The organism is Rhizobium albus (assembly GCA_030160035.1).
GTDB classification, from domain to species: Bacteria; Pseudomonadota; Alphaproteobacteria; order Rhizobiales; family Rhizobiaceae; genus Georhizobium; species Georhizobium albus.
On record BSNO01000001.1, the window covers coordinates 935853 to 956776 of the forward strand.

Sequence of the window (20924 nt, forward strand, 5' to 3'; positions counted from 1 at the left end):
AGAGGATACCGGCCGATCAGGCCGGTTCCGCGGCCTTCTTGGCCTGATGGGCTTCGACCATGTCCATGAACCGACGGAACAGATAGTGGCTGTCCTGCGGGCCGGGCGAGGCCTCGGGATGATGCTGGACCGAGAAGATCGGCATGCCTTTGACCGCCAGTCCGCAATTGGTGCCGTCGAACAGCGAGATGTGCGTTTCTTCAACGCCCGCGGGCAACGACTGCGTGTCGACCGCAAAGCCGTGGTTCATCGAGACGATCTCGACCTTGCCGGTGGTGAAGTCCTTCACCGGGTGGTTCGCGCCGTGATGGCCCTGATGCATCTTCACGGTCTTGCCGCCAAGCGCGAGCGCCAGCATCTGGTGTCCGAGACAGATGCCGAAAATGGGGATGTTGCTTTCCATGAGCTTGCGGATCGTGGGCACCGCGTAAGCTCCCGTGGCGGCAGGGTCGCCGGGGCCGTTCGACAGGAAGATGCCGTCCGGCGCCATGGCCAGGATATCCTCGGCCTCCGTAGCGGCCGGTACGAGCGTGATGCGTGCACCGAGGCCGGTGAGGAGGCGCAGGATGTTGCGCTTCACGCCGTAATCGATGGCGACGATGTGCGGACCCGTCGCGTCGTCGCCTACCGTTTCATAGCTCTTGTCCCATGCCCACGGCTTTTCGCTCCAGCGTGAGGACTGGCCGCTCGTGGCCTCCTTGGCGAGATCCAGATCAACGAGACCATGCCACTGCCTGGCCTTGTCTTTCAGCGCGTCGATGTCGAACTCGCCGCGGGGATCGTGGGCGATGACGGCGTTCGGCGCGCCATTCTCGCGGATCCATGCGGTCAAGGCGCGGGTGTCGATACCGGTCATGCCGACGATGCCGCGCGCTTTAAGCCAGGCATCGAGATGCTGGACGGAGCGGTAGTTGGAAGGGTCGGTCACGTCGGCCTTGAAGATCGCGCCGACGGCGCCGCGCCGCGCGGCGGGCGTCAGGTCTTCAATGTCTTCGTCATTCGCGCCGATATTGCCGATATGTGGGAAGGTAAAGGTAACGATCTGGCCGAGATAGGAAGGGTCGGTAAGGATTTCCTGGTATCCAGTCAGTGCGGTGTTGAAACACACCTCAGCCTCGACCGTGCCCGTCGCCCCGATACCGCGGCCCTTGATGACCGTACCATCGGCCAGCACGAGAACCGCAGTCTGCGGTTGCGCGGTCCAGGGGGCGGGGCTTTGCGCGGGGGTAGCGGTCATGAATGCAGGTCCTTCTGTGTCCCGGTCGGCTCTTGAAGAAGCGCAGCGTCAGTGCCATCTGATGCTGCTGGTGGCCGAAGCCGCGTTCCGGCCCCAGTCATCGTTGATGACAGGTAGGAGACGCGGCACTATGTGGATGCTGTGGCCGGAAAATAGAGATTGCGTCGCGGATCGTCAATGATGCGCTCGCACCTATTGGCAGACGAAAAACTCTTATCAATACAGGTTCTTAGTTCCGTCGCCTTTGCCCAAGTGGCATTGCGCGCTAAGGTTAAGTGTTCAATTCCAGGAGTTCAGGGCGATGCGCGACAGGTTCGCACAGTCGTTGAAAGATGCATTGAAGGCGCGCGATAGCCGCAAGGTTTCTACCTTGCGCTTGATCCAGGCTGCCATAAAGGACCGCGACATCGCTAATCGCGGATCGGGCAAGGACCATGTGAGTGATGACGACATCACCCAGATCCTCGCCAAGATGATCAAGCAGCGCGAGGAATCGGCCAGGATCTACGACGAGGCGTCGCGCTTCGAACTGGCCGAGCAGGAGCGCGAGGAAATCGCGATCATCAAAGAGTTTCTGCCCGCGCAGCTGTCCGAGGCCGAGGTGGAGAAGGCGTGCGCCAAGGTCGTCGAGGAAACCGGCGCTCACGGCCTTCGTGATATGGGCAAGTGCATGAACGCTCTGAAGGAGCGTTATCCCGGTCAAATGGACTTCGCCAAGGCTTCCAATAAGGTCAAAGGCCTGCTTCGCTAATCACGAAGCCGCACTGTCGATCAACTGGACGTGCGCTTGCCGAGATAAACAGGCGCTGAGAATTCTTGAAAGCCCGGTTCTCCGGGCTTTTTTCTTGACTGCCGATCACAATCACTGCGGCTCACCTTCCGCTCAAGTCCATGTGACGCGACCGGATCAAGCGCCGGGAATATATCTTTGTCATCTGATTGTAAGCGCGGCGGTGGTCGCGGCGCTGCAGATAATCGAGGCGCGTAAGGCCGGCAATACCGCCGCCTTATATTCGCCAGTGACCGTAAAAGGGATGACTTCGATGAAAACTCTTCTTGTTTCTGCGATCGCTCTTGCTGCTCTCTCGCAGGCTTCATTTGCCCAGAGCACGCATAATCGCGTCATGTCTTTCGAAGGGCCGGTTCTGGAAAGCCCGCTCGGCGGCAGTTCCACCGGTATCGACCGGTTCACGACCGGCAGCGTCTCGAACGATGCCCGCTCCGACGGCCGCTCGAATTCCTTCGTCATGTCGACGAACGGCCCGGCCTATCTCGACAAGTAGGCCAATCCAGGCTGATCACCGCTCAAGCCGGTCCGGCAAAACGCCGGGCCGGCTTGAGGCGTCTAAAACTATTGCGGCGTGGCGCCAGTCGGGCCATGGTCAAGCGGGGACGCGAAGTGTAGGTCACGCGCTCCCGACAGCTGGATGAACCATGCGCTTTTCACCCGCCTTTCTCGATGAGATCCGCGAACGCGTCCCTATCTCGGACGTTATCGGCAAGCGCGTTTCCTGGGACAAGCGCAAGACGAACACCGGTCGTGGCGACTGGTGGGCCTGCTGTCCGTTCCATGGTGAGAAGTCGCCGAGCTTCCACTGCGAGGATCGCAAGGGCCGCTATCACTGCTTCGGGTGTGGCGTGTCGGGCGATCACTTCCGCTTTCTCACGGAATTGGAGGGGCTGTCGTTTCCGGAGGCCGTCGAGCGGGTCGCGGACATGGCCGGCATCGCCATGCCGATCGCCGACCCGCAGGCGGAACGCCGGGAGCGCGAGCGCGCGAGCCTGCTCGACGTGATGGAGATGGCGGTCGCCTGGTTTCAGGATCGGCTGCAAAGCTCCGACGGCGCGAAGGCGCGGGCCTATCTGCGTGATCGCGGGCTGACCGGGCGGTCGCTGGAGACCTTCGGGCTTGGTTATGCGCCACCCTCGCGCAATGGGCTGAAGGAGCATCTCGCTTCCAAGGGAATCGAGTTGCAGCAGATGGAAGCATGCGGGCTTCTGGTGCACGGCCCCGACATTCCGGTGTCCTACGACCGCTTTCGCGACCGCATCATGTTCCCGATCCTGTCTGCGCGGGAAAAGCCGATTGCCTTCGGCGGTCGTGCCATGGCGGCGGACGCGCCGGCGAAATACCTGAACTCCAACGAGACCGAGCTCTTCCACAAGGGGCGGGTGCTCTACAATTTCACCCGCGCACGGCGCGCCGCGCAGCAGTCCGGGTCCAGCGGTCAGATCGTGGCCGTCGAAGGCTATATGGACGTGATCGCGCTGCATCAGGCCGGGTTCGAGCAGGCGGTTGCGCCGCTCGGGACAGCGCTGACGGAAGATCAGCTGGAGCTTCTGTGGCGCATCGCGCCGACACCCGTTCTCTGCTTCGACGGCGATGGAGCAGGGCAGCGCGCGGCTTTTCGCGCGGTCGATCTTGCGCTGAAGGGGTTGAAGCCCGGCCGGTCCGTCCAATTCGCGATGCTGCCCGAGGGCAAGGATCCGGATGATCTCGTGCGTCGCGAGGGCAGGGCGCCTTTCGACGCGGTGCTTGCCGCGGCCCGGCCACTGGCCGACATGGTGTGGCTGCGCGAACTTGGTGGCGGATCCTACGATACGCCGGAGCGGCGCGCGGAACTGGAAGCCAGGCTGAAGGCGGTGACGGCGGCGATCCCCGATGACAGCGTGCGCTATCATTACGCCCAGGACATGCGTGAACGAATGCTCGGCCATTTCCGTGCGGCACCCCAAGGGGCGGGCCAGCAGCGCGGTGGCCAGCCGGGTCGTCGATCGGGCGGCGGGCGAGGGCAGAATGCGGGCGGGTTCGGGACGACGCCGGCGCGCCTGACACCATCGGATCGGCTGACGCGCTCTGCGCTGGTGCGCGGCGTCTCGGATGTGCCGGCGCTTCGGGAAAGCGCGCTCGCTCTAACCGTCGTCAATCATCCCAGCCTGATCATCGAGGAGTTCGACGAGATCACCAGCGTCGAATTCGACAATGTCGATCTGGATCGGCTGTGGAAGGCGATCCTTGGCGCTTCGACAGACAGCGCCCGCATCGACCGCGAACGCATGCTTGCGCATCTGGAGGCGCAGGGATTTTCGCCGCTCGTTGCCACGCTGGAACGCCAGATCCGAAATGCACGCCTTTGGGTGGCGACGCAGGAGGCTGCTCTTGAAGATGCCCGGGAAGGTTTTTTCCAGGCGCTCTCGCTCAACAAGCGCGCCCGTGTGTTGAAATGGCAGAAGCAGGAACTCGAGCGTGACATCGCGGAAGCGACCGAGGCCAGCGACGAAGAGCTGATCTCGACCTTGTTGCTCAATCTCGAGCAGGTTCAGATGGAAATCACCCGGTTTGAGAATCAGCACGCCATCATCGACGGGTTCGGGGTGTTGTCCGGACGGTCGAAGGCCGTCGCCCGCGTCTGATGAGTTGCACTCCTTGATCGGGAACATCCAGCCGGGCAGACGGTTAAAGCGTCGCCTCAGCCCTTGCGAAATGGGAGTCGTCACCTAAATCTAGTGCTGACTGTACAGCCGCTCGCAAATTGGCAGGCGCGCCACTGGCTATCGTTATTCTCGTTGCGGCGTCTGGCCGGAGTGGAAATCGGGCGAAACGGCCCTTTTTTCAGTGTGAGCCTTGACGACGACCGAATTTGTGGGAATCACCATTGCCTATGGCATTAACCCAAAATCTTACGGTGTTCGGGAGACCCGATTTTCCCGGAGCGGTTGTTGCGACGTCAAGGGGATCGCATTTTTTTGCTCCAGTGACGTTACCTTATCAGATTGTGAACCAAAAACTTGCAGATAGCCGCGAGCGCAGCCGGCGCGCCGCAGCCGATTTGGCTTCGGAATGTGCGCCTCGCTCCATCGGCGTCGAAGGAAAGTGATCAGACCATATGGCCACAAAAGTTAAGGAAAACGAGGAAGCCGAAGTCGAACGCGAGGGTTCCGGCGATGGTCCGCTTCTCGATCTTTCCGATGACGCCGTCAAGAAGATGATCAAGGCCGCCAAGAAGCGCGGCTATGTCACTATGGACGAGCTCAATGCCGTCCTGCCTTCCGAAGAAGTCACGTCCGAGCAAATCGAAGACACCATGTCCATGCTTTCAGACATGGGCATCAATGTGGTCGAGGACGAGGAAGAGCAGGAAGAGAAGCCGGACGACAGCGCCGACGAAGAGAGCGATGGCAACGAGATTGCCACGAGCAGCGGCACCGCGCTCGCTACGGCCAAGAAGAAAGAGCCGACCGACCGTACCGACGATCCGGTGCGCATGTATCTGCGCGAGATGGGTTCGGTCGAGCTTCTGTCGCGCGAAGGCGAAATCGCGATCGCCAAGCGCATTGAGGCTGGCCGCGAGACGATGATCGCAGGGCTTTGTGAAAGCCCGCTCACGTTCCAGGCCATCATCATCTGGCGCGACCAGTTGAACGAAGGTTCGACGCTGCTGCGCGAGATCATCGATCTCGAAACCACCTATTCCGGTCCCGAGGCGAAGGCTGCTCCGCAGTTCCAGAGCGCCGAGAAGATCGAGGCGGACCGCAAGGCTGCCGAGGAAAAGGAAAAGGTGCGCCGCGAGCGTGCTGCGAGCGACGACGTCACGAATGTCGGTGGCGAGGGCCTTCCCGGCGAAGAGGAAGAGGATGACGACGACGAGTCGAACCTCTCGCTCGCCGCGATGGAAGCCGAACTGCGCCCCCAGGTCATGGCAACCTTCGATCTGATCGCCGAGACCTACAAGAAGCTGCGCAAGCTGCAGGACCAGCAGGTTGAAGCGCGCCTTGCCGCTTCGGCCACGCTGTCGCCCAGCCAGGAGCGCAGCTACAAGAAGCTGAAGGAAGAGCTGATCACGGCTGTGAAGTCGCTGGCGCTCAACCAGAACCGCATCGACAGCCTCGTCGAGCAGCTCTACGACATCAACAAGCGCCTCATGCAGAATGAAGGCCGCTTGCTGCGTCTGGCGGAGAGCTATGGTGTCAAGCGCGAGTCCTTCCTCGAGGAATATCGCGGCGCCGAGCTCGATCCGAACTGGATGAAGTCGATCGCCAACCTTTCGGCCAAGGGCTGGAAGGAATTCGCCAAGAGCGAGAATGGCGCGATCAAGGATCTCCGCGGCGAAATCCAGAATCTCGCAACCGAGACCGGCATTTCGATCACCGAGTTCCGCCGCATCGTGAACATGGTGCAGAAGGGCGAGCGCGAAGCGCGTATCGCCAAGAAGGAGATGGTGGAAGCCAACCTCCGTCTCGTGATCTCGATCGCCAAAAAGTACACGAACCGCGGCCTGCAGTTCCTGGATCTCATCCAGGAAGGCAATATCGGCCTGATGAAGGCCGTGGACAAGTTCGAGTACCGCCGCGGCTACAAGTTCTCCACCTACGCCACGTGGTGGATCCGCCAGGCGATCACCCGATCGATCGCCGACCAGGCGCGTACAATCCGTATTCCGGTGCACATGATCGAGACGATCAACAAGATCGTCCGGACATCGCGCCAGATGCTGCACGAAATCGGCCGCGAACCGACGCCGGAAGAGCTGGCCGAAAAGCTTGCGATGCCGCTCGAGAAGGTCCGCAAGGTCCTCAAGATCGCCAAGGAGCCGATCTCGCTCGAAACGCCCGTCGGCGACGAGGAAGATTCGCATCTCGGCGATTTCATCGAGGACAAGAATGCGATCCTGCCGATCGACGCTGCGATCCAGGCGAACTTGCGTGAAACCACCACGCGCGTTCTCGCCTCGCTGACGCCGCGCGAGGAGCGCGTGCTGCGCATGCGCTTCGGCATCGGCATGAACACCGATCACACGCTGGAAGAGGTTGGCCAGCAGTTCTCGGTGACGCGCGAACGTATTCGCCAGATCGAGGCGAAGGCACTGCGCAAGCTCAAGCATCCGAGCCGGTCGCGCAAGCTGCGCAGCTTCCTCGACAGCTGATGCAACGCCATCCGAATACATAAGGGACGCCCTCGGGCGTCCCTTTTTTGTTTATCGCTCCGCCGCGCTGGCGGCCAATCCTTCGATCAGGCCGTGCAAGGCAGCGCGGTGATCAGCGATGGCATCGCCCATCTCGATGCCGAGCGCGGCTGCGTCGAAGGCTGCCGATAGCTGGGCTGTCAGGGCGCCAGCCGGAAGAGCGGGTAGCGCGCCTGCGGCAATGGCCGCCTCGAGGCCCTCGCGCAGCGCCTTGCGCGCGTGACGTTCGTCGATTGCCCGCATTGCGGTTGGTCCGAGCACAGCGGGACCATCGAGAAGCAAAAGCCGCGTGCGGCCCGGTTTGGTCATGGCCGTGACGAAAGCTTCACCGCCCTTGATAAGAGCGCCGATGGCCGTGAGTTCGCCATCGCTGACCTCGTCGATAGAGCGTGCCACTGCCTCAGCCTCTGCCTCCACCACCGCCTGGAAGAGCGCCTTCTTGTCCTCGAAGTGGTGATAGAGCGCTCCGCGCGTCACGCCGGCCGCCGCGACGATGTCAGGTGTCGAGGTCTCCGCGTAGGGTTTCGCCACGAAAAGGGCTCTGCCGGCGTCGAGCAAAGCTCTGCGCATCGCTTGGCTTCTTTCCTCATTGCTGATTCGCGGACGCTTCCCTTGCATACATACAGCCTGTATGTTATTTACATGCAGACAGTATGTATGTTTTATCATCGGAGGGGAAGACCGTGCAGATCAAAAGCTATTACCCCGTCATCATGACCGACCGAGTGGCCGACACCGCTGCGTTCTATCAAACCCATTTCGGTTTCGAGCCAGCGTTTACGAGCGACTGGTACGTGCACCTGACGATGCCCGAGCAACCGGATGTCAATCTCGCCGTGCTCGATCGCAATCATGAAACCATCCCGCAGAGCTCGCGGGGCGGATCGGCGTCGGGTCTGCTCCTGAACTTCGAAGTCGATGATGTCGATGCGGAGTGGGAGCGGCTTCAAGGTGCCGGCCTCCCCATGCTGCTCCCGCTCCGTGACGAAGCCTTCGGCCAGCGCCATTTTATCACGGCCGATCCGAATGACGTCTTGATCGACGTCATCAAGCCCATCGCGCCAGCGGCGGAATTTGCCGAGGCCTACGCGCCCGGATCAGCCGCATCATGAAGGCCGAGTGTTAGCATTTGCTACAGCGTCGATACGGAAAATTCACCAGACCGAGCGCCTGATCGACCAAGTGCTGCTGGGGTGCTCCATGACAAGTTCAGGACGTCGAAATCGGATTTTGGCGGTCGCGATACCGCTCGTGCTTTTGGGTATCAACAGCTGGTTTCTACACACAAGTGTCAATCATCTGTTCCTGGCAAGCCAATGGGTGCGCCAATCGCTGGAAGTGCGCGAGACGCTCATCGGCATCAAGGCTGACCTATTGAGTGCCGAGACGGGTCAGCGCGGTTACCTTCTGACGTCCGAACAGCTTTATCTTGCGCCCTATCACCAGGCGGAGGTGGAACTGCGCCAAAAGATGCGGGTGCTCGACCAGACACTCGCCCAGACGGAGGACTACAGGCGTCGCTTCCGGGAAATGAGCCGGCTTGTCGATCAGAAGCTCGACGAGTTGGCCAGCACGATCCAGGTGCATGCGGAACGCGGCAGCGACGCTTCCAACGCGCTGGTCGCGCAAAACCGCGGCAAGTTCATGATGGATCGGCTGCGGCTGCTCATCGGTGAATTGCAGCAGTTGGAGAACCAGGAGTTGAGGGAGCGCGAAGCGCGCTATGAAGCAGCGCGTATCGTTGCTTTCATCTCCTTTGCCGTGCTCATGGTTGCTGTCGTGGGCCTGTTTGCCACCATCTGGTGGAGCACGCGGCGCGCGGTGCTCAACAAGCACGAAGCTGCCAAGCAGATCGAGAGCTATGCGAATTCCCTAAACGATACGGTGTCGCGGCTCACCGTGGAACGGTCGGAAATCACGCTTCTCAACGAGGCTGGCAGCTTTCTTCAAAGCTGCAACACCATGTCTGAAGTGGCCGACCTGGCCGGGCCTTTCATGCAGCGGCTGTTCCCTGTGCTTTCCGGCGGGCTCTATATCTATGCGGCGTCACGCAATCAGCTGACGGTCCTGGTCCAGTGGGGCGAGGGCACTGCGGACGAGGTCATCGATCCTCAGGAGTGCTGGGCGCTGCGCCGCGGCATGGTGCACCATCATGAGCAGGCAGGCTCCGCACCGTCGTGCCGGCATCATCATGACGCGGGCGACACGCTGTGCCTGCCTCTGCTCGCTCACGGAGAGGCGATCGGTGTGCTGGCGCTCAAAGCGCCAGACAGCAACGGCCAGATCGCGCCGGAGACGATCAGGCTTGCCAAAATGCTTGTCCATCAACTCGGCTTGACGCTCTCTAATATCCGCCTGCGCGAGACATTGAACGAACAATCTATCCGCGACCCGCTGACCAACGCCTTCAACCGACGCTATCTCGACATGGTGGCGGAAAAGGAAATCGCGCAGGCCCGTCGCCTCGGCCAGAACGTCGCCATAGCGATGCTTGATATCGATCACTTCAAGCGGTTCAACGATCTCAACGGCCATCTGGCAGGCGACGTGGCGCTTTCGAGCGTCGTCGATCATCTGCAGGAAAATCTCCGCTCCGGCGACTGGCTCTTCCGGTATGGGGGCGAAGAGTTCCTTGTGATGATGCGCGGGGTTTCGCCCGAAAACGCGCAGTCACGCTTCGAGCGGATCATCGCGAGCGTCTCGGAACTGCAACTCTCGCACGAAGAGAGGGCATTGCCGAAGGTCACGATCTCTGTTGGCATGGCGATGTTCCCGGAGAACGGTTTCGACTTCACCGATCTGGTGGCGCTCGCCGATGACGCGCTCTATCGAGCCAAGAAGGAAGGCCGCAACCGGCTCTGTGTCGCCGAGCGAACCGAGTCGCTCATGCTCCTAACCGCCTGAGGCTTTCGCAGCCCGCATTGCCCGCCTAGAGTGGCGTCATGGCGATGCAGGAACTGATCACGCTTCAGACCAAGGGGCAGGGGCTCTACGAATTCACCGACAGGGCTCGTGCCTTCGTTGCCGCTCAAACGTCAGGTCCCGGACTGCTGACGGTGTTCGCGCGCCACACATCCTGCTCCCTGCTCATTCAGGAGAACGCGGATCCAGATGTGCGGCGGGACCTCGATGCCTTCTTCCGTCGGCTGGTACCGAGCGCGGATGATCCGTCCATGGGCTTTATTGTTCACCGCTCCGAAGGCGTCGACGACATGCCGGCGCACATAAAGGCCGCGTTGACAGCGGTGTCGCTCTCCATCCCCGTCGCAAAGGGGCGGCTCCTGCTGGGGACCTGGCAAGGTCTTTATCTCTTCGAACACCGCGACCAGCCCCATTCCCGCGAAATCGTGCTCCATTTGGCCTCGTGAGATCGCTAGCGCGGGGGCAAGCCGCCATTCGCGGTCCCTGAATTAGCGAATTCGTGCTTTCACGGGAACGTTACCGCAAGATCCGCGTTCATTTCGCGACGGACAAACGATAATGGAGGCCATCAGATGGTCGATAACAGAGATCCTCGCTACACCGATCCGGCACGTCCCGCAGACCCGACGCGTCCGGCCGATTCACTTCACACCCACACGACGCGCGAAACCGTTGTCAGCAACAATGGCGGAAGCGGCGGCGGCGCCAGCTGGTTCATCGCTGGTCTCCTGGTTGTGGCGATCGCAATTGCAGCGTTCTTCTACATGAACTCCGGTGGCGGCGACGGAGCTGGCGTTGATGTGGACGTGACTGCACCCGCGGACACGGGGACCGATGCACCGGCTGCCACAGACACTGCACCGGACGCCGCACCGGCAGCCCCTGAGGCTCCTGCCGCACCTGAAGCTCCCGCTGCACCGGAAGCTCCGGCTGCTCCGGAAGCGCCTGCTGCCCCGGCCCCCGCACCGGCACAGTAAAGCGACACGCATTGGCAGCATCCTCATTGGGGAAGAGACAAACAACCAAGCTGCCAGCTTCAACTCATGCCCGGCTCTGCCGGGCATTTTCTTTTCAACCGCGGCACCTTTGAACGATGTTCAAAACCACTCGAATGAGGAAATTGGCGATGCGTATCAACTGTCACGGCCTCAGGACCAACGTCCACTTGAGTGTCGCTCTTGCTGCGTCGCTTGCCTTGTCGGGCTGCAGCGGCTTTGTCTCGGGGGGCGTCGCAGGCGCTTCGGTGAGCGACGGCCGCATCGCGGTCGAGAGCCGCAGTGCGACGGCCGCTGTCGGACCAGGCGGCACCAATGTGCAGACACGTCGGGGATCAACTGCGATCTGCGTCGATCCTGTCACCAATGCAGCCGTGGCCTGCTGAGAACGCCCGCATGGACAGTGCAACCATCGTCACCCAATTTCTCGACGCTCTGGAAGCGGTCGATGGCGACGCCCTTGCGGCTTTGCTCGACGAAGACGCTGTCTATGACGATGGCGATGGGCGGCGGATCGTTGGCGCAAGCGCTGTCCGGGACACACTTGTCGAACGCGCCTCGGCCTTGAACGAACGCTTTGCCGATCGGGTCCTGCTTTCATCGCAGGCCGGCGATCGCATTGCCGTTGAAGCCACGCTTCGAGGCACCTATGAGCGCACGCTCGATGGATGGTCAAAGGCCGGCAGCCAGCCGTTTTCAGTGTCGTCCGGCCTGTTTTTCGAGATCGACGGCGCGAAGATCGTGCGCTTCACGCGCTATCACGATCAGCAGGCGCTGACTGCCGCGCTCACATAATCCAGAGCCGCAGCGCCTCTCCCATGAATGCGGGATGAATGCGCGGTTCCGGCACGGTTCACACTCCTCCGCCTAATCTCACCTTCGGTCGCATGGGACGGCGATCTTCGGTCAAAGATTTCCTGGTGGAGAGACAATCATGTTCAAGAAAATGATCAAAGCCGTCGTGCTCAGCGCTGCCCTTGTCGCCGGCGGCATGGGCACTCTTGCTGCGACCGCATCGGCAAGTGGCCAGGCAGCCGCTCAGTCGATCGAGCTTCGCTTCGGTAATGGCCATGCGCCGCGCTATCATCACGGTCCGCGCCATGGCGGGCGTCATTTCGCACCGAACTTCTGCGACCCGCGCCATGCGCTTGGCAAGGCTCAGAGCATGGGCATCCGCCGCGCCCATGTGGTGCGCAATGCGCCGCGCCGCGTCGCCGTCGCGGGCTTTCAGCGCGGCCAGCAGGTACGGGTCGTGTTTGCCAATCAGCGCGGCTGCCCGGTAATCGGGTACCGATAAGCGAGCGACTGCCGCCAAGCGCTGCCGCACATCGCATGCTGCATGAAAAATCCCCGCCGGCGACCTGCCGGCGGGGATTTTTAGTTCAATCTCTTCGAGCAAAAGGCGACCGATCTATTCCGCCGTGCCTTCGTCGATCTCGAACCGCATGGTCACGGTGATCCGATAGGCGTCCTCACCGGTTGCGACGGGCACGGCAGCCGCCGCGTCGAAACTGCGGGCTTCCATGCGCGCCATGGGGATCGGCTGCGGCATCATCGTCTGTTCATCGATCGACAGGATGCGGCCCAGTTCGACGCCTGCCGCTTCGGCCAAAATCTCGGCGCGTTCACGTGCATCGCCGACGGCATCGCGGCGCGCCTCGTTCAAGGTCGCGCTCGGATCGTCATTGGTGAAGATGATGTTGCCGCCCTGGTTGACGCCGAGTGTGACTGCCTCGTCCAGAAGCGTGCCCAGCTTTTCCAGGTCGCGCAGGCGGACCGTCAGCGTGTTGGACGCCTCATATCCCGTGATCCGCGGCTGCTGCGGCTGGCTGTCACCATCCGGATAGACATATTGCGGCTGGATGGCGAAATTCGAGGTCTGCAGGTCGCGATCGGCGATCTCGGCCGCGCGCATGGCCGCCAGCACCTCGTCCATCGCCTGGTTGCTGGCCGTGAGCGCCTCGCGGGCCGTCTCTGCTTCGCGCACGACGGTTAAGGTGACGATGGCCATGTCGGGAGCGATTGCCGCTTCGCCTTCGCCCATGACGGAAATAGTCGCCGGACGCTTCTCGTCGTCACTCGTCGCGCTTTGCGCGAAGGCCGGCTGAGCTGCCACGATCGCAAGGGCAGAGGCGAGGGCAAGGACGTTCATTTTGGCGATCATTGGGGCTCCTCGATTGATCATTTGCGCCGAACGGCGCGCCACATGAGGCGCCAGTGTTGATCGCGGATTGTGGGACAATTGCGGCGTCTGGTTGCGGTGCCGCTTTCGCGCTTCCTCATGAACCCTTGTCTGCGCTACGCTGAGTGTGCTTTACACCATGAACCGGGCGAAGCGCCCGAAGGTGGGGCCTGTAGCTCAATGGTTAGAGCCGGCGGCTCATAACCGCTTGGTTGGGGGTTCGAGTCCCTCCGGGCCCACCAAAATATCTGCATTAAATCAATGACTTAGATGTATCGTAGCGAATGCTGTTCCGCCCGGGTTGGGCAGCGGCCTGTTGCGCGCCGCCCTTATTCTTCCCCGATCATGCCTGTCGGCAGCTCGCCGTGATGGGCGAGGATGACGGGGTCGTCGAGGACTTCGCCGGTTTCCGTGTCGACGGTCTGCGCCACGGCGATGACGCCTGCGAATCGTCCGACGTCGCGGTCGGCGCGCGCGATAGCCTGTTCGGCGGATGGCAGCTCCATCTGTCGGCCCTGGACGAGCTTTTTGCCCTGCTTTTCAAACTGCTGGACGATGAAGAGGGTTTTATCGGGCACAGGGCTCTCTGAGCTGGGCGAATTTGCCGGCGGACACTGTCACCGGGGTCGGGCAACTGCAAGCTGAACCTGCTACAAAGTCGCGCCGAGCGATTTGAGGGCTATGGCGTCGCGCTTCGGGGCTTGCCCGAAGAGGCGGGCATATTCCCTGCTGAACTGCGACGGACTTTCGTAGCCGACATGGAAAGCGGCGCTCGTGACATTGGCGGCTTCGGCGACCATCAGCCGGCGCGCCTCGAGCAGCCGCAGCTGCTTGTGGTACTGGAGCGGGGTCATGCTCGTCAGCATCTTGAAGTGCTGGTGAAACGAGGACACGCCCATGCGGGCGGCGCTCGCCATGTCCTCGATGCTGAGTGGACGCGCAATATGCTGCCGCATCAGGTAGATCGCGTCCGCGATGCGCTGCGTGTGGCTGTCGCCGTGGGCGATCTTGCAGATCTCGCGCCCGTTTGGGCCGGTTAGCAGCCAATAATAAAGCTCTCTCATGATCGACGGATAAAGCACCGGGACGGCCTCCGGGCTGTCGAACAGCCGCACGAGGCGGTTGATGCAATCTTTCACCGGTTCCGACAGTTGCTCGACGAAGACGCCGAGACGCTCTCCGGCCGGCCGAGGCGGCTTGGCCATCTGTTCCAGAACGTCGCGCATGAGGCCGATGTCAAATTCGATGGTCATTCCGAGAAATGGTTCGGCCCTGGACGCCTGGACCACGCTTCCGTAGCCAGGCAGTTCGACGCTGACGACAAGCGCCGTGCCCGCCGCATAGTCGAAGGTCTGGTCTTCGAGTTCGATCTTCTTTGCTCCCTGGACCACCACACACAAGGAAGGCTTGTAGATGTGGCGGAAGGGCAGACGCTCCTGCGTGCTGCACATGATGCTGACGCCCTGGATCGGCGTTGCAGACACCGCATCCGGTCCTTCATGGGCCGCAACGTAGCGGGCCACGGTTTGCGTCAGGTCTGCCATACGCTTCTGTCCTCGTCGGGCTGTGATCTTCGAAGCGTAGAGAAAGCTTCATCGGGACGAAAGTGGCTTGGAGGATCAGGCAAGTTTTTTGTGGGTTCAAGCGCGAACATCAAAGCGGTGCTCGCCATAGTCGTCTCATATAAACAACTTAAGGGTTCCCCATGTCGCCTCGGCTCCACGAACAAGACCGCACGCCCTGTGCATCGTCGGATGGCGCGCGCTTTTTTCGTTCCTGGCTTCAGGACCCCTTGCGTGTGGCTGCCGTCGCCCCATCCGGTCCTTCGTTGGCGCGGCTGATGACGGAGAACATTGCGATCGAGGACGCCCCGATCCTGGAGCTTGGACCCGGCACCGGCGTTTTCACCCAGGCTTTGGTCGATCGCGGCATCGCGGAAAGAGATTTGACGCTCGTCGAGTTCGACGAAGAATTTGCGGCTCTGCTTCGCATGCGCTTTCCGCAAGCGACGATCGTTCATGGCGATGCGACCAAACTGAAGGCGATGCAGATCCTGGCGCGCGGTGAGGCGGGCGCGGTGATCAGCGGCCTCGGGCTGTTGTCGATGACGCCACGCGCCGTGATGTCGATCCTATCGGGAGCCTTCGCCTATCTGCGCCCATCGGGCGCGTTCTACCAGTTCACCTACGGCCCGCAATGTCCGGTCAGCGCACCGATCCTGGATCGCTTGGGCCTTGAGGCCGAGCGGGTGGGTGGCACCTGGCGGAATCTGCCGCCCGCTGCGGTCTACCGCATCCGCAGACAGTCGAAGTCACCCTCTTCGAACTGATCATCGCATCTTCAAGCAGAGCGTTCGGCGGTGGAGCCCACCGCCGAGGCCGCGTTGCGTCAAAAAACCTGGAAAGCACGATCATGAAAACGAATTGGACTGCCGCCGACATGCCCTCGCAGGCCGGACGGAGCTTCGTCATCACCGGCACCGGTGGCCTTGGATATGAATGCGGCCTGGCACTCGCGCGCGCAGGAGGCGACGTCATCCTTGCCGGCCGCAATGCCACGAAAGGGCAGCAGGCGGTGAACTCAATCCGCGCAGCGGTCGCGGGTGCAACCATCAGCTTCGAGCTGCTCGATCTCGCCAGCCTCGCCTCCATCACCGCGTTTGGCCAGCGCATGAGGCGTACAAGAAGCAATCTGGATGTGCTGATCAACAATGCCGGCGTCATGGTGCCGCCGAGACGGCAGATGACGGAAGACGGCTTCGAACTGCAGATCGGCACGAATTACCTTGGCCATTTTGCGCTTACGGCACACTTGCTGCCGCTGCTTGCCAGGGGGGACAAGGCGCGTGTCGTCAGCTTGTCGAGCATCGCCGCGAGACAAGGTGCAATCGACTTCTCGAACCTCAATGCCGAGCGCTCCTATACGCCAATGCCGATCTATACTCAGTCCAAGCTCGCCTGCCTGATGCTTGCCTACGAGCTTCAGCGGCGCAGCAACGCCGCAAACTGGGGCATCACCAGCATTGCCGCGCATCCTGGCGTCTCTCGGACGGATCTCCTGCACAATGCGCCGGGTCGCTTCAGCTTCAACCGTTTTGCCCGGAGCTTTCTCTGGTTCCTGTTCCAGCCCGCGGCACAGGGCGCGCTTCCGACACTCTACGCGGCGACGGCTCCCGATGCGCAGCCCGGCGGCTATTATGGACCGCACCGGCTCAGCGAAACGCGTGGCTATCCGGCTGTCGCCAAGCCGATCCCGCAGGCCGCGGACGAACAGGTTGCGCGCAGACTCTGGGAGGTGTCGGAAGACATGACGAATGTCAGGTTTGGCGAAGCGATCTAGCGGTAGCGCAGTGATCCCATCGGGTACCCTGGAAGGGCCGGTATCCGATGGCGCGTCTGTGGATGCTATTCGGTGCTCACCGCATCGGAAGTCCGCAGGTCCGGGTCTGCGATGCCGTCGGTTCGTTCGATCATGATGGTGACCGGGCCGGGTTCGACCTCGCCGAATGGCGTTGCAAAAGCCACCTCGGCGGCATCGCGGCCGACGCCGATCCTCACGAGACCATCGAGATGGGCTTGGCGCGTCGCATCGAAGAGCCACCAGCGTCCGTCGAGATAGGCTTCGAAAACGGCATGGAAGTCGGAGGGGTGGAGACCGTGCGCATAACAACTGACGAAGCGCGCGGGAATGTTCAGCGCGCGGCAGAAGGCGATGCCGAGATGCGCGAAGTCGCGGCAAACACCGGCGCGCAGGATGAGGCTCTCATCTGCCGTGGTTTGCGAATCGGATGATCCACGCTCGTAATCGATGTTCTCGTAGATCCAGTTGCAGATCGCGGTCACCAGGCTGTGGCCGCGCATCATGTGGCCGAATTCGCGATTGGCGAAAGCAGCCAGCCTGTCGGACGAAACGAAGCGCGTGGGGAGCAGGAACGGCATGATCTCCAGCGGTAGCTCGCCGAGCGGCGTCTCCTCGATCGTGGCCGGATCCGTGCAATAGGGGTCGAGGGTCACTTCGGCCCGGTAGCGGACATTCAGCGGGCCGGGCTGTGCCGTGATGCTGAGGAAGCGGTTGAGCGAGGTCGGATCGATATAGGTCCGCCGGTTCTCGCCCGCCGAGATCGTGAGCGTCTCGCTGACATCCAGATGTCGTGCGAGCCTGGCGACCTCGAAGTTGAAAATGAATACGGCCTCGGACTGGATCTCATAGGAAAGGTCGCAGCCGAGAATGAACTTCGTCGCCATTGAGTCAAATGCCTTGTTGGAGGAAGGCCGACCCTATGACGCGCCGCCTGCAGTGCCAAGCGGGGCAGGGGCGTTTTGCAATACCGTCTCAAGCCTTCCCAGGCGAGATAGGTAAAACGTTTACCTGGAACCGTTTTAAGCGGCCGGCTTCAAATTGGCCCCGTCGCGAGCTGGAGCAGCTATCCGGTCCCTCGCGGATTTAAGGGCGGCAACGCAGGCTGCGTCGAACTCCACACCGGCTTTTTGATCCAGATAGTCGAAGGCCTGGTCGATGGTCCATGCCGACTTGTAGGGCCGCTCGGTCGTCAGCGCGTCGAACACATCGGCGACGGCGGCAATGCGGCCTGAAAGCGGGATCGCATCGCCGGCAAGGCCGTGGGGATAGCCGGTGCCGTTCCAGCGTTCATGGTGGGCTTCGGCTATTTCCGCAGCCAGTTTCATCAGCCGACACTTGGAATTTGCCAGAATAGCGGCGCCGATGGCGGTGTGCTCGTTCATGTGAGCGCGCTCTTCAGCATCAAGCGCGCCAGGCTTCAGCAGCACCGCATCGCGAATGCCGACCTTGCCGATATCGTGCATCGGCGCGGCCAGCTCGATGTCCCGGCAGAGCTCGTCGTCGAGCCCGAGGCCTTCTGCGACCAGGCGGCAATAGCGCGCCATGCGCACCGTGTGCTCGGAGGTTTCGCGGTCCTTGTAACCTGCAGCCAGGGCGAGCCGGTGGACGATCTCCTCCTCACGTTCGCGAAGCTCGGCCGTGGCCTTTTCGATTTCCGAACGAAGCCATGCTGCGCGGTCGGCGAGCTGGCGCTGGACGATGCTCAGCCGGACGATGTTGGCGAGCCTTGCCTTGAACTCGACCGGATCGATCGGCTTGTGCAGAAATTCGACCGCGCCCGCCTGGAGGGCCTCGATGCGGATTGCCTTTTCCTGATCGGCCGTAATCATCACCAGCGGCTGGTCGCGGTAGGAGGGTGCGGCGCGCAGCGCTTTCAGAAGCTCGACGCCGTTCATTCCCGGCATCTGATAGTCGACGAGCGCGATGTCGTAGGACACGCCAGCCAGTCCATCATGGAGCTCAACGGGATCCATGAACGTCAAGGCCACGCAGTCCGGCACCTGCAGGACAAGACGCTCCATCATCATCAGGTTCGTTCGGTTGTCTTCCACGATCAGAACGCTCGTCTTCATCGTGCTCAGGCGGCGTGCGCCTGCTCCCCTGCTTCGCGGATGGTGGCCAAACGCTTTTCGATTTCTGTCCCGAGATCGGCCCTCAAGGTTTCGCTGCGTGCTCTCTCGGTAAACGTGGAGAAATCGACGAACCCCAAATTTGCCGAGGCTCCTTTCAGCGAATGAAGCGCCCTGTCGGCGGATGCGGCGTCGCCGACGCTCAAGGCTGCGTGGAGCGCCCGAAGAATCCCAGCAGCATCGGAGAAGAAGCTTTCGTCGAGTTCCTTCAGGCCATCGGGACCGAAGGCTTCCGTCAGTTCGAGGCGGCGTTCCTGATCGATGACCGGATAATCGGAATGGGTGTCGCTGCTGATCGGGGACGAGGAGCTCGCTTCTGGGCCGCGCACGATTTCGGCCAGCCGCGCGAGGGTGATCGGCTTGGCGACGAAGGCGTCCATTCCGGCTTCCATGCAAAGCGCGCGGTCGGTGTCGGAGGCGTTTGCGGTCATGGCGACGATGCGCGCGCGCTTGCCGGTTTGCAGTTCGTGCAAGCGGATCTCCCGGGTGGCAGCCAAGCCGTCCATCACCGGCATCTGCATGTCCATCAGGATCAGGTCGAAATCGCCCGCCTTCGCCTGGGAGACACCTTCCAGGCCATCGATCGCCATGGTGACCCGCTGGCCAAGCTTCTTCAGGAAACGCTGCGCGACATCGCGGTTCACGGCATTGTCTTCGACAACAAGGATGTTTCGTACGGGCAATGCGGCGCTTGGGTCGATCGATGCGGTGTCAGCCAGCGGTGCCTGCACCGTTTCGACCGGCAACTCGAACCAGAAGACGCTGCCGGATCCCGCGGTGCTTTGCACACCGATATCCCCGCCCATGGCCTCGATCGTTTTTTTGCAGATCGCCAGCCCCAGACCCGTTCCGCCGAAACGACGACTGATCGTGCCGTCTTCCTGGGTGAAGGGGTTGAACAGGCGGGGCAGCGCTTCGGCCGATATGCCGATGCCGGTATCGGCGATTTCGAAACGGATGCGGTTCGGTGCGGGCAGCGAAACGTGCAGCCGCACCTCTCCGTTCTGGGTGAACTTCACAGCGTTCGAGAGCAGATTCAAAAGCACCCGGCGGATGCGCGTCGGATCCGAAAGCACGGCAAGACCTTGCAGGGAGCTTGATACCTCCAATGCCAGGCGATCGCCCTGATCGGCGGCACGACCGGCGACAACCTCCATTGCGTCTTCGGCGAGCTTCCCTGGCTCGAAGGGGATCGTCTCAAGCACGAGGTCGCCATGCTCGATCTTCGCGAAGTCGAGGATCTCGTTGATGATCTCGAGAAGCGCCTGGCCGGAACTTGCGATCACCTTCACGCCGCGGCGGTCTTCCTCCGGCAGATCGGCATGGGCCAGCAGCTCCGTCATGCCTAGGATCGCGTTCAAGGGCGTGCGGATCTCGTGGCCCATCACTGCCATGAATTCCGATTTCGCCCGGTTGCCGGCCTCTGCCGCAGTGTAGGCCTTTGAAATTTCGTTAGCGGCCTCTTCCAGCTGGCCGGTGGTGCGGCGGGTCAGTTTCAGCTGGCGCATCAGATTGAGGATGAGCAAAGCGATGGAGACAGCAATGATCAGAACCAGAAGCGCGGTCGCCTGCTGGATGCGCATAACCTCGGCACGGGCATCCGCCCGCACTGCGGAAACGGAGGTGTTCGTATCCGTCAACATGCGCTCGGTGATGGGAATAAGAGCCAAGAGGTCGGACGTGGTGACTGCGAACTCGTCGCGATCGAGGGGCGCAGATGAAGCCATGGCGTTGAAGAACGGTTCAAGGCCGAGGACCTTGTCGCGGATCGACGCGCGGCTTCCGACAAAGCCGGCGCTCGATGCGAGCGACGTTTCGTATTTGGCGTTGCTGAGGATCGACAGGCGCGAATAGAGGATGTCGTAGCGCAGAGAGAGCTCCGTGATCCTCGATGCTTCAACTGGCCACTGGGACTGGGCCGCGCTCATGGCATGGGCAAGCGTGCGCGCTTCGCGATCGAGCTGATAAACGGCCCAGAGCGCGTCTTCACGAATGCCGTCCTGGAGCGCGTTCTGGCGGGCGTAGAGATAGCCGAACGTCGCCACGAGAATGGCCATCAGCACCGCCGACAGGACGACCAGAAAGGTCGTCTCCCTGCCGGCGCGCTTGATGGCCCTTCGGCTGTGGCGCAGCGCT

General features: G+C 61.8%; 21 protein-coding genes, 1 tRNA gene and 1 pseudogene. 14 read left to right on the forward strand and 9 right to left on the reverse strand.

All coding sequences use genetic code 11. The features are described from left to right. Positions 1-16: 16 nt before the first annotated feature. A complete protein-coding gene (gene carA / locus QQL76_RS04440) occupies positions 17-1237 on the reverse strand; it encodes a carbamoyl-phosphate synthase small subunit (RefSeq protein ID WP_499206554.1) in 1221 nt (406 codons plus the stop codon). Between the two features lie 301 nt (positions 1238-1538). Here carA and QQL76_RS04445 point away from each other — a divergent pair, with 301 nt between their 5' ends. The 4 genes from QQL76_RS04445 (at position 1539) to rpoD (ending at position 7161) form a co-directional block, all read left to right on the forward strand. After that, positions 1539-1988 carry a GatB/YqeY domain-containing protein gene (locus QQL76_RS04445; protein ID WP_126009244.1) on the forward strand — a complete coding sequence of 150 codons (450 nt, stop codon included), beginning with the start codon at positions 1539-1541 and terminating at the stop codon, positions 1986-1988. 292 nt (positions 1989-2280) lie between these two features. After that, positions 2281-2520, forward strand: coding sequence for a hypothetical protein (locus tag QQL76_RS04450; RefSeq protein WP_499206555.1), 240 nt, complete (start codon positions 2281-2283; stop codon positions 2518-2520). 151 nt (positions 2521-2671) lie between these two features. Continuing rightward, entirely contained in the window at positions 2672-4651 is a 1980-nt protein-coding gene (gene dnaG / locus QQL76_RS04455; protein ID WP_499206556.1) for a DNA primase, read from the forward strand. 473 nt (positions 4652-5124) lie between these two features. After that, positions 5125-7161, forward strand: coding sequence for an RNA polymerase sigma factor RpoD (rpoD, locus tag QQL76_RS04460; protein WP_126009248.1), 2037 nt, complete (start codon positions 5125-5127; stop codon positions 7159-7161). 51 nt (positions 7162-7212) lie between these two features. On the opposite strand, the gene QQL76_RS04465 is transcribed toward rpoD, so the two are convergent. Beyond that, positions 7213-7818: a TetR/AcrR family transcriptional regulator gene (locus tag QQL76_RS04465; RefSeq protein WP_499206557.1), complete on the reverse strand. Its 606-nt coding sequence runs from the start codon at positions 7816-7818 to the stop codon at positions 7213-7215. Between the two features lie 65 nt (positions 7819-7883). Between QQL76_RS04465 and QQL76_RS04470 the strand changes: the two genes are divergently transcribed. The 7 genes from QQL76_RS04470 (at position 7884) to QQL76_RS04500 (ending at position 12414) form a co-directional block, all read left to right on the forward strand. Next, positions 7884-8312 (forward strand): VOC family protein, encoded by a 429-nt coding sequence (locus QQL76_RS04470; RefSeq protein WP_499206558.1) that lies wholly within the window; start codon positions 7884-7886, stop codon positions 8310-8312. Between the two features lie 208 nt (positions 8313-8520). After that, positions 8521-10104, forward strand: coding sequence for a diguanylate cyclase (locus QQL76_RS04475; RefSeq protein WP_499206559.1), 1584 nt, complete (start codon positions 8521-8523; stop codon positions 10102-10104). Between the two features lie 44 nt (positions 10105-10148). Further along, entirely contained in the window at positions 10149-10568 is a 420-nt protein-coding gene (locus QQL76_RS04480) for a secondary thiamine-phosphate synthase enzyme YjbQ (protein WP_499207108.1), read from the forward strand. Positions 10569-10694: 126 nt separating this feature from the next. Continuing rightward, complete coding sequence (locus tag QQL76_RS04485; RefSeq protein WP_499206560.1) at positions 10695-11099, forward strand: hypothetical protein; 405 nt, start codon at positions 10695-10697, stop codon at positions 11097-11099. Positions 11100-11248: 149 nt separating this feature from the next. After that, the gene (locus QQL76_RS04490) at positions 11249-11503 is read left to right on the forward strand and encodes a hypothetical protein (protein ID WP_499206561.1); all 255 of its coding nucleotides are present in this window, start codon (positions 11249-11251) and stop codon (positions 11501-11503) included. 10 nt (positions 11504-11513) lie between these two features. Continuing rightward, entirely contained in the window at positions 11514-11912 is a 399-nt protein-coding gene (locus tag QQL76_RS04495) for a nuclear transport factor 2 family protein (protein ID WP_499206562.1), read from the forward strand. A 139-nt stretch (positions 11913-12051) separates the two neighbouring features. Beyond that, complete coding sequence (locus tag QQL76_RS04500) at positions 12052-12414, forward strand: hypothetical protein (RefSeq protein ID WP_126009262.1); 363 nt, start codon at positions 12052-12054, stop codon at positions 12412-12414. Positions 12415-12528: 114 nt separating this feature from the next. Here the strand turns inward: QQL76_RS04500 and QQL76_RS04505 are convergent, their stop codons facing one another. After that, the gene (locus QQL76_RS04505; RefSeq protein ID WP_499206563.1) at positions 12529-13281 is read right to left on the reverse strand and encodes an SIMPL domain-containing protein; all 753 of its coding nucleotides are present in this window, start codon (positions 13279-13281) and stop codon (positions 12529-12531) included. A 184-nt stretch (positions 13282-13465) separates the two neighbouring features. Between QQL76_RS04505 and QQL76_RS04510 the strand changes: the two genes are divergently transcribed. Next, a tRNA-Ile gene (locus QQL76_RS04510) sits at positions 13466-13541 on the forward strand. Positions 13542-13628: 87 nt separating this feature from the next. On the opposite strand, the gene QQL76_RS04515 is transcribed toward QQL76_RS04510, so the two are convergent. Continuing rightward, positions 13629-13877, reverse strand: coding sequence for a hypothetical protein (locus QQL76_RS04515; RefSeq protein WP_499206564.1), 249 nt, complete (start codon positions 13875-13877; stop codon positions 13629-13631). Positions 13878-13949: 72 nt separating this feature from the next. Further along, on the reverse strand, positions 13950-14843 hold the full coding sequence (locus QQL76_RS04520) for an AraC family transcriptional regulator (protein ID WP_499206565.1): 894 nt from the start codon (positions 14841-14843) through the stop codon (positions 13950-13952). Between the two features lie 161 nt (positions 14844-15004). Between QQL76_RS04520 and QQL76_RS04525 the strand changes: the two genes are divergently transcribed. Continuing rightward, complete coding sequence (locus QQL76_RS04525; protein WP_499206566.1) at positions 15005-15628, forward strand: class I SAM-dependent methyltransferase; 624 nt, start codon at positions 15005-15007, stop codon at positions 15626-15628. An 83-nt stretch (positions 15629-15711) separates the two neighbouring features. Beyond that, positions 15712-16638: an SDR family NAD(P)-dependent oxidoreductase gene (locus tag QQL76_RS04530; RefSeq protein ID WP_499206567.1), complete on the forward strand. Its 927-nt coding sequence runs from the start codon at positions 15712-15714 to the stop codon at positions 16636-16638. Between the two features lie 65 nt (positions 16639-16703). Here QQL76_RS04530 and QQL76_RS04535 read toward each other — a convergent pair whose 3' ends face one another. From QQL76_RS04535 to QQL76_RS04550, 4 genes and pseudogenes are all read right to left on the reverse strand, one after another. Then, the gene (locus tag QQL76_RS04535) at positions 16704-17543 is read right to left on the reverse strand and encodes a transglutaminase-like domain-containing protein (RefSeq protein WP_126009272.1); all 840 of its coding nucleotides are present in this window, start codon (positions 17541-17543) and stop codon (positions 16704-16706) included. A gap of 135 nt (positions 17544-17678) precedes the next feature. Then, on the reverse strand, positions 17679-18731 hold the full coding sequence (locus tag QQL76_RS04540) for an HD-GYP domain-containing protein (RefSeq protein WP_499206568.1): 1053 nt from the start codon (positions 18729-18731) through the stop codon (positions 17679-17681). 5 nt (positions 18732-18736) lie between these two features. Next, complete coding sequence (locus QQL76_RS04545) at positions 18737-19432, reverse strand: response regulator (protein ID WP_499207109.1); 696 nt, start codon at positions 19430-19432, stop codon at positions 18737-18739. Between the two features lie 102 nt (positions 19433-19534). Further along, a pseudogene (locus QQL76_RS04550) lies at positions 19535-20845 on the reverse strand (sensor histidine kinase); the annotation flags it as partial. Positions 20846-20924: the final 79 nt, after the last annotated feature.

What these genes read in the sequence shown, in the direction of transcription:
- carA (WP_499206554.1), bottom strand. Translation starts at nt 1,237, where the DNA reads ATGACCGCTACCCCCGCGCAAAGCCCCGCCCCCTGGACCGCGCAACCG.
- QQL76_RS04445 (WP_126009244.1), top strand. Translation starts at nt 1,539, where the DNA reads ATGCGCGACAGGTTCGCACAGTCGTTGAAAGATGCATTGAAGGCGCGC.
- QQL76_RS04450 (WP_499206555.1), top strand. Translation starts at nt 2,281, where the DNA reads ATGAAAACTCTTCTTGTTTCTGCGATCGCTCTTGCTGCTCTCTCGCAG.
- dnaG (WP_499206556.1), top strand. Translation starts at nt 2,672, where the DNA reads ATGCGCTTTTCACCCGCCTTTCTCGATGAGATCCGCGAACGCGTCCCT.
- rpoD (WP_126009248.1), top strand. Translation starts at nt 5,125, where the DNA reads ATGGCCACAAAAGTTAAGGAAAACGAGGAAGCCGAAGTCGAACGCGAG.
- QQL76_RS04465 (WP_499206557.1), bottom strand. Translation starts at nt 7,818, where the DNA reads ATGCAAGGGAAGCGTCCGCGAATCAGCAATGAGGAAAGAAGCCAAGCG.
- QQL76_RS04480 (WP_499207108.1), top strand. Translation starts at nt 10,149, where the DNA reads ATGCAGGAACTGATCACGCTTCAGACCAAGGGGCAGGGGCTCTACGAA.
- QQL76_RS04485 (WP_499206560.1), top strand. Translation starts at nt 10,695, where the DNA reads ATGGTCGATAACAGAGATCCTCGCTACACCGATCCGGCACGTCCCGCA.
- QQL76_RS04490 (WP_499206561.1), top strand. Translation starts at nt 11,249, where the DNA reads ATGCGTATCAACTGTCACGGCCTCAGGACCAACGTCCACTTGAGTGTC.
- QQL76_RS04495 (WP_499206562.1), top strand. Translation starts at nt 11,514, where the DNA reads ATGGACAGTGCAACCATCGTCACCCAATTTCTCGACGCTCTGGAAGCG.
- QQL76_RS04500 (WP_126009262.1), top strand. Translation starts at nt 12,052, where the DNA reads ATGTTCAAGAAAATGATCAAAGCCGTCGTGCTCAGCGCTGCCCTTGTC.
- QQL76_RS04505 (WP_499206563.1), bottom strand. Translation starts at nt 13,281, where the DNA reads ATGATCGCCAAAATGAACGTCCTTGCCCTCGCCTCTGCCCTTGCGATC.
- QQL76_RS04520 (WP_499206565.1), bottom strand. Translation starts at nt 14,843, where the DNA reads ATGGCAGACCTGACGCAAACCGTGGCCCGCTACGTTGCGGCCCATGAA.
- QQL76_RS04525 (WP_499206566.1), top strand. Translation starts at nt 15,005, where the DNA reads ATGTCGCCTCGGCTCCACGAACAAGACCGCACGCCCTGTGCATCGTCG.
- QQL76_RS04530 (WP_499206567.1), top strand. Translation starts at nt 15,712, where the DNA reads ATGAAAACGAATTGGACTGCCGCCGACATGCCCTCGCAGGCCGGACGG.
- QQL76_RS04535 (WP_126009272.1), bottom strand. Translation starts at nt 17,543, where the DNA reads ATGGCGACGAAGTTCATTCTCGGCTGCGACCTTTCCTATGAGATCCAG.
- QQL76_RS04540 (WP_499206568.1), bottom strand. Translation starts at nt 18,731, where the DNA reads ATGAAGACGAGCGTTCTGATCGTGGAAGACAACCGAACGAACCTGATG.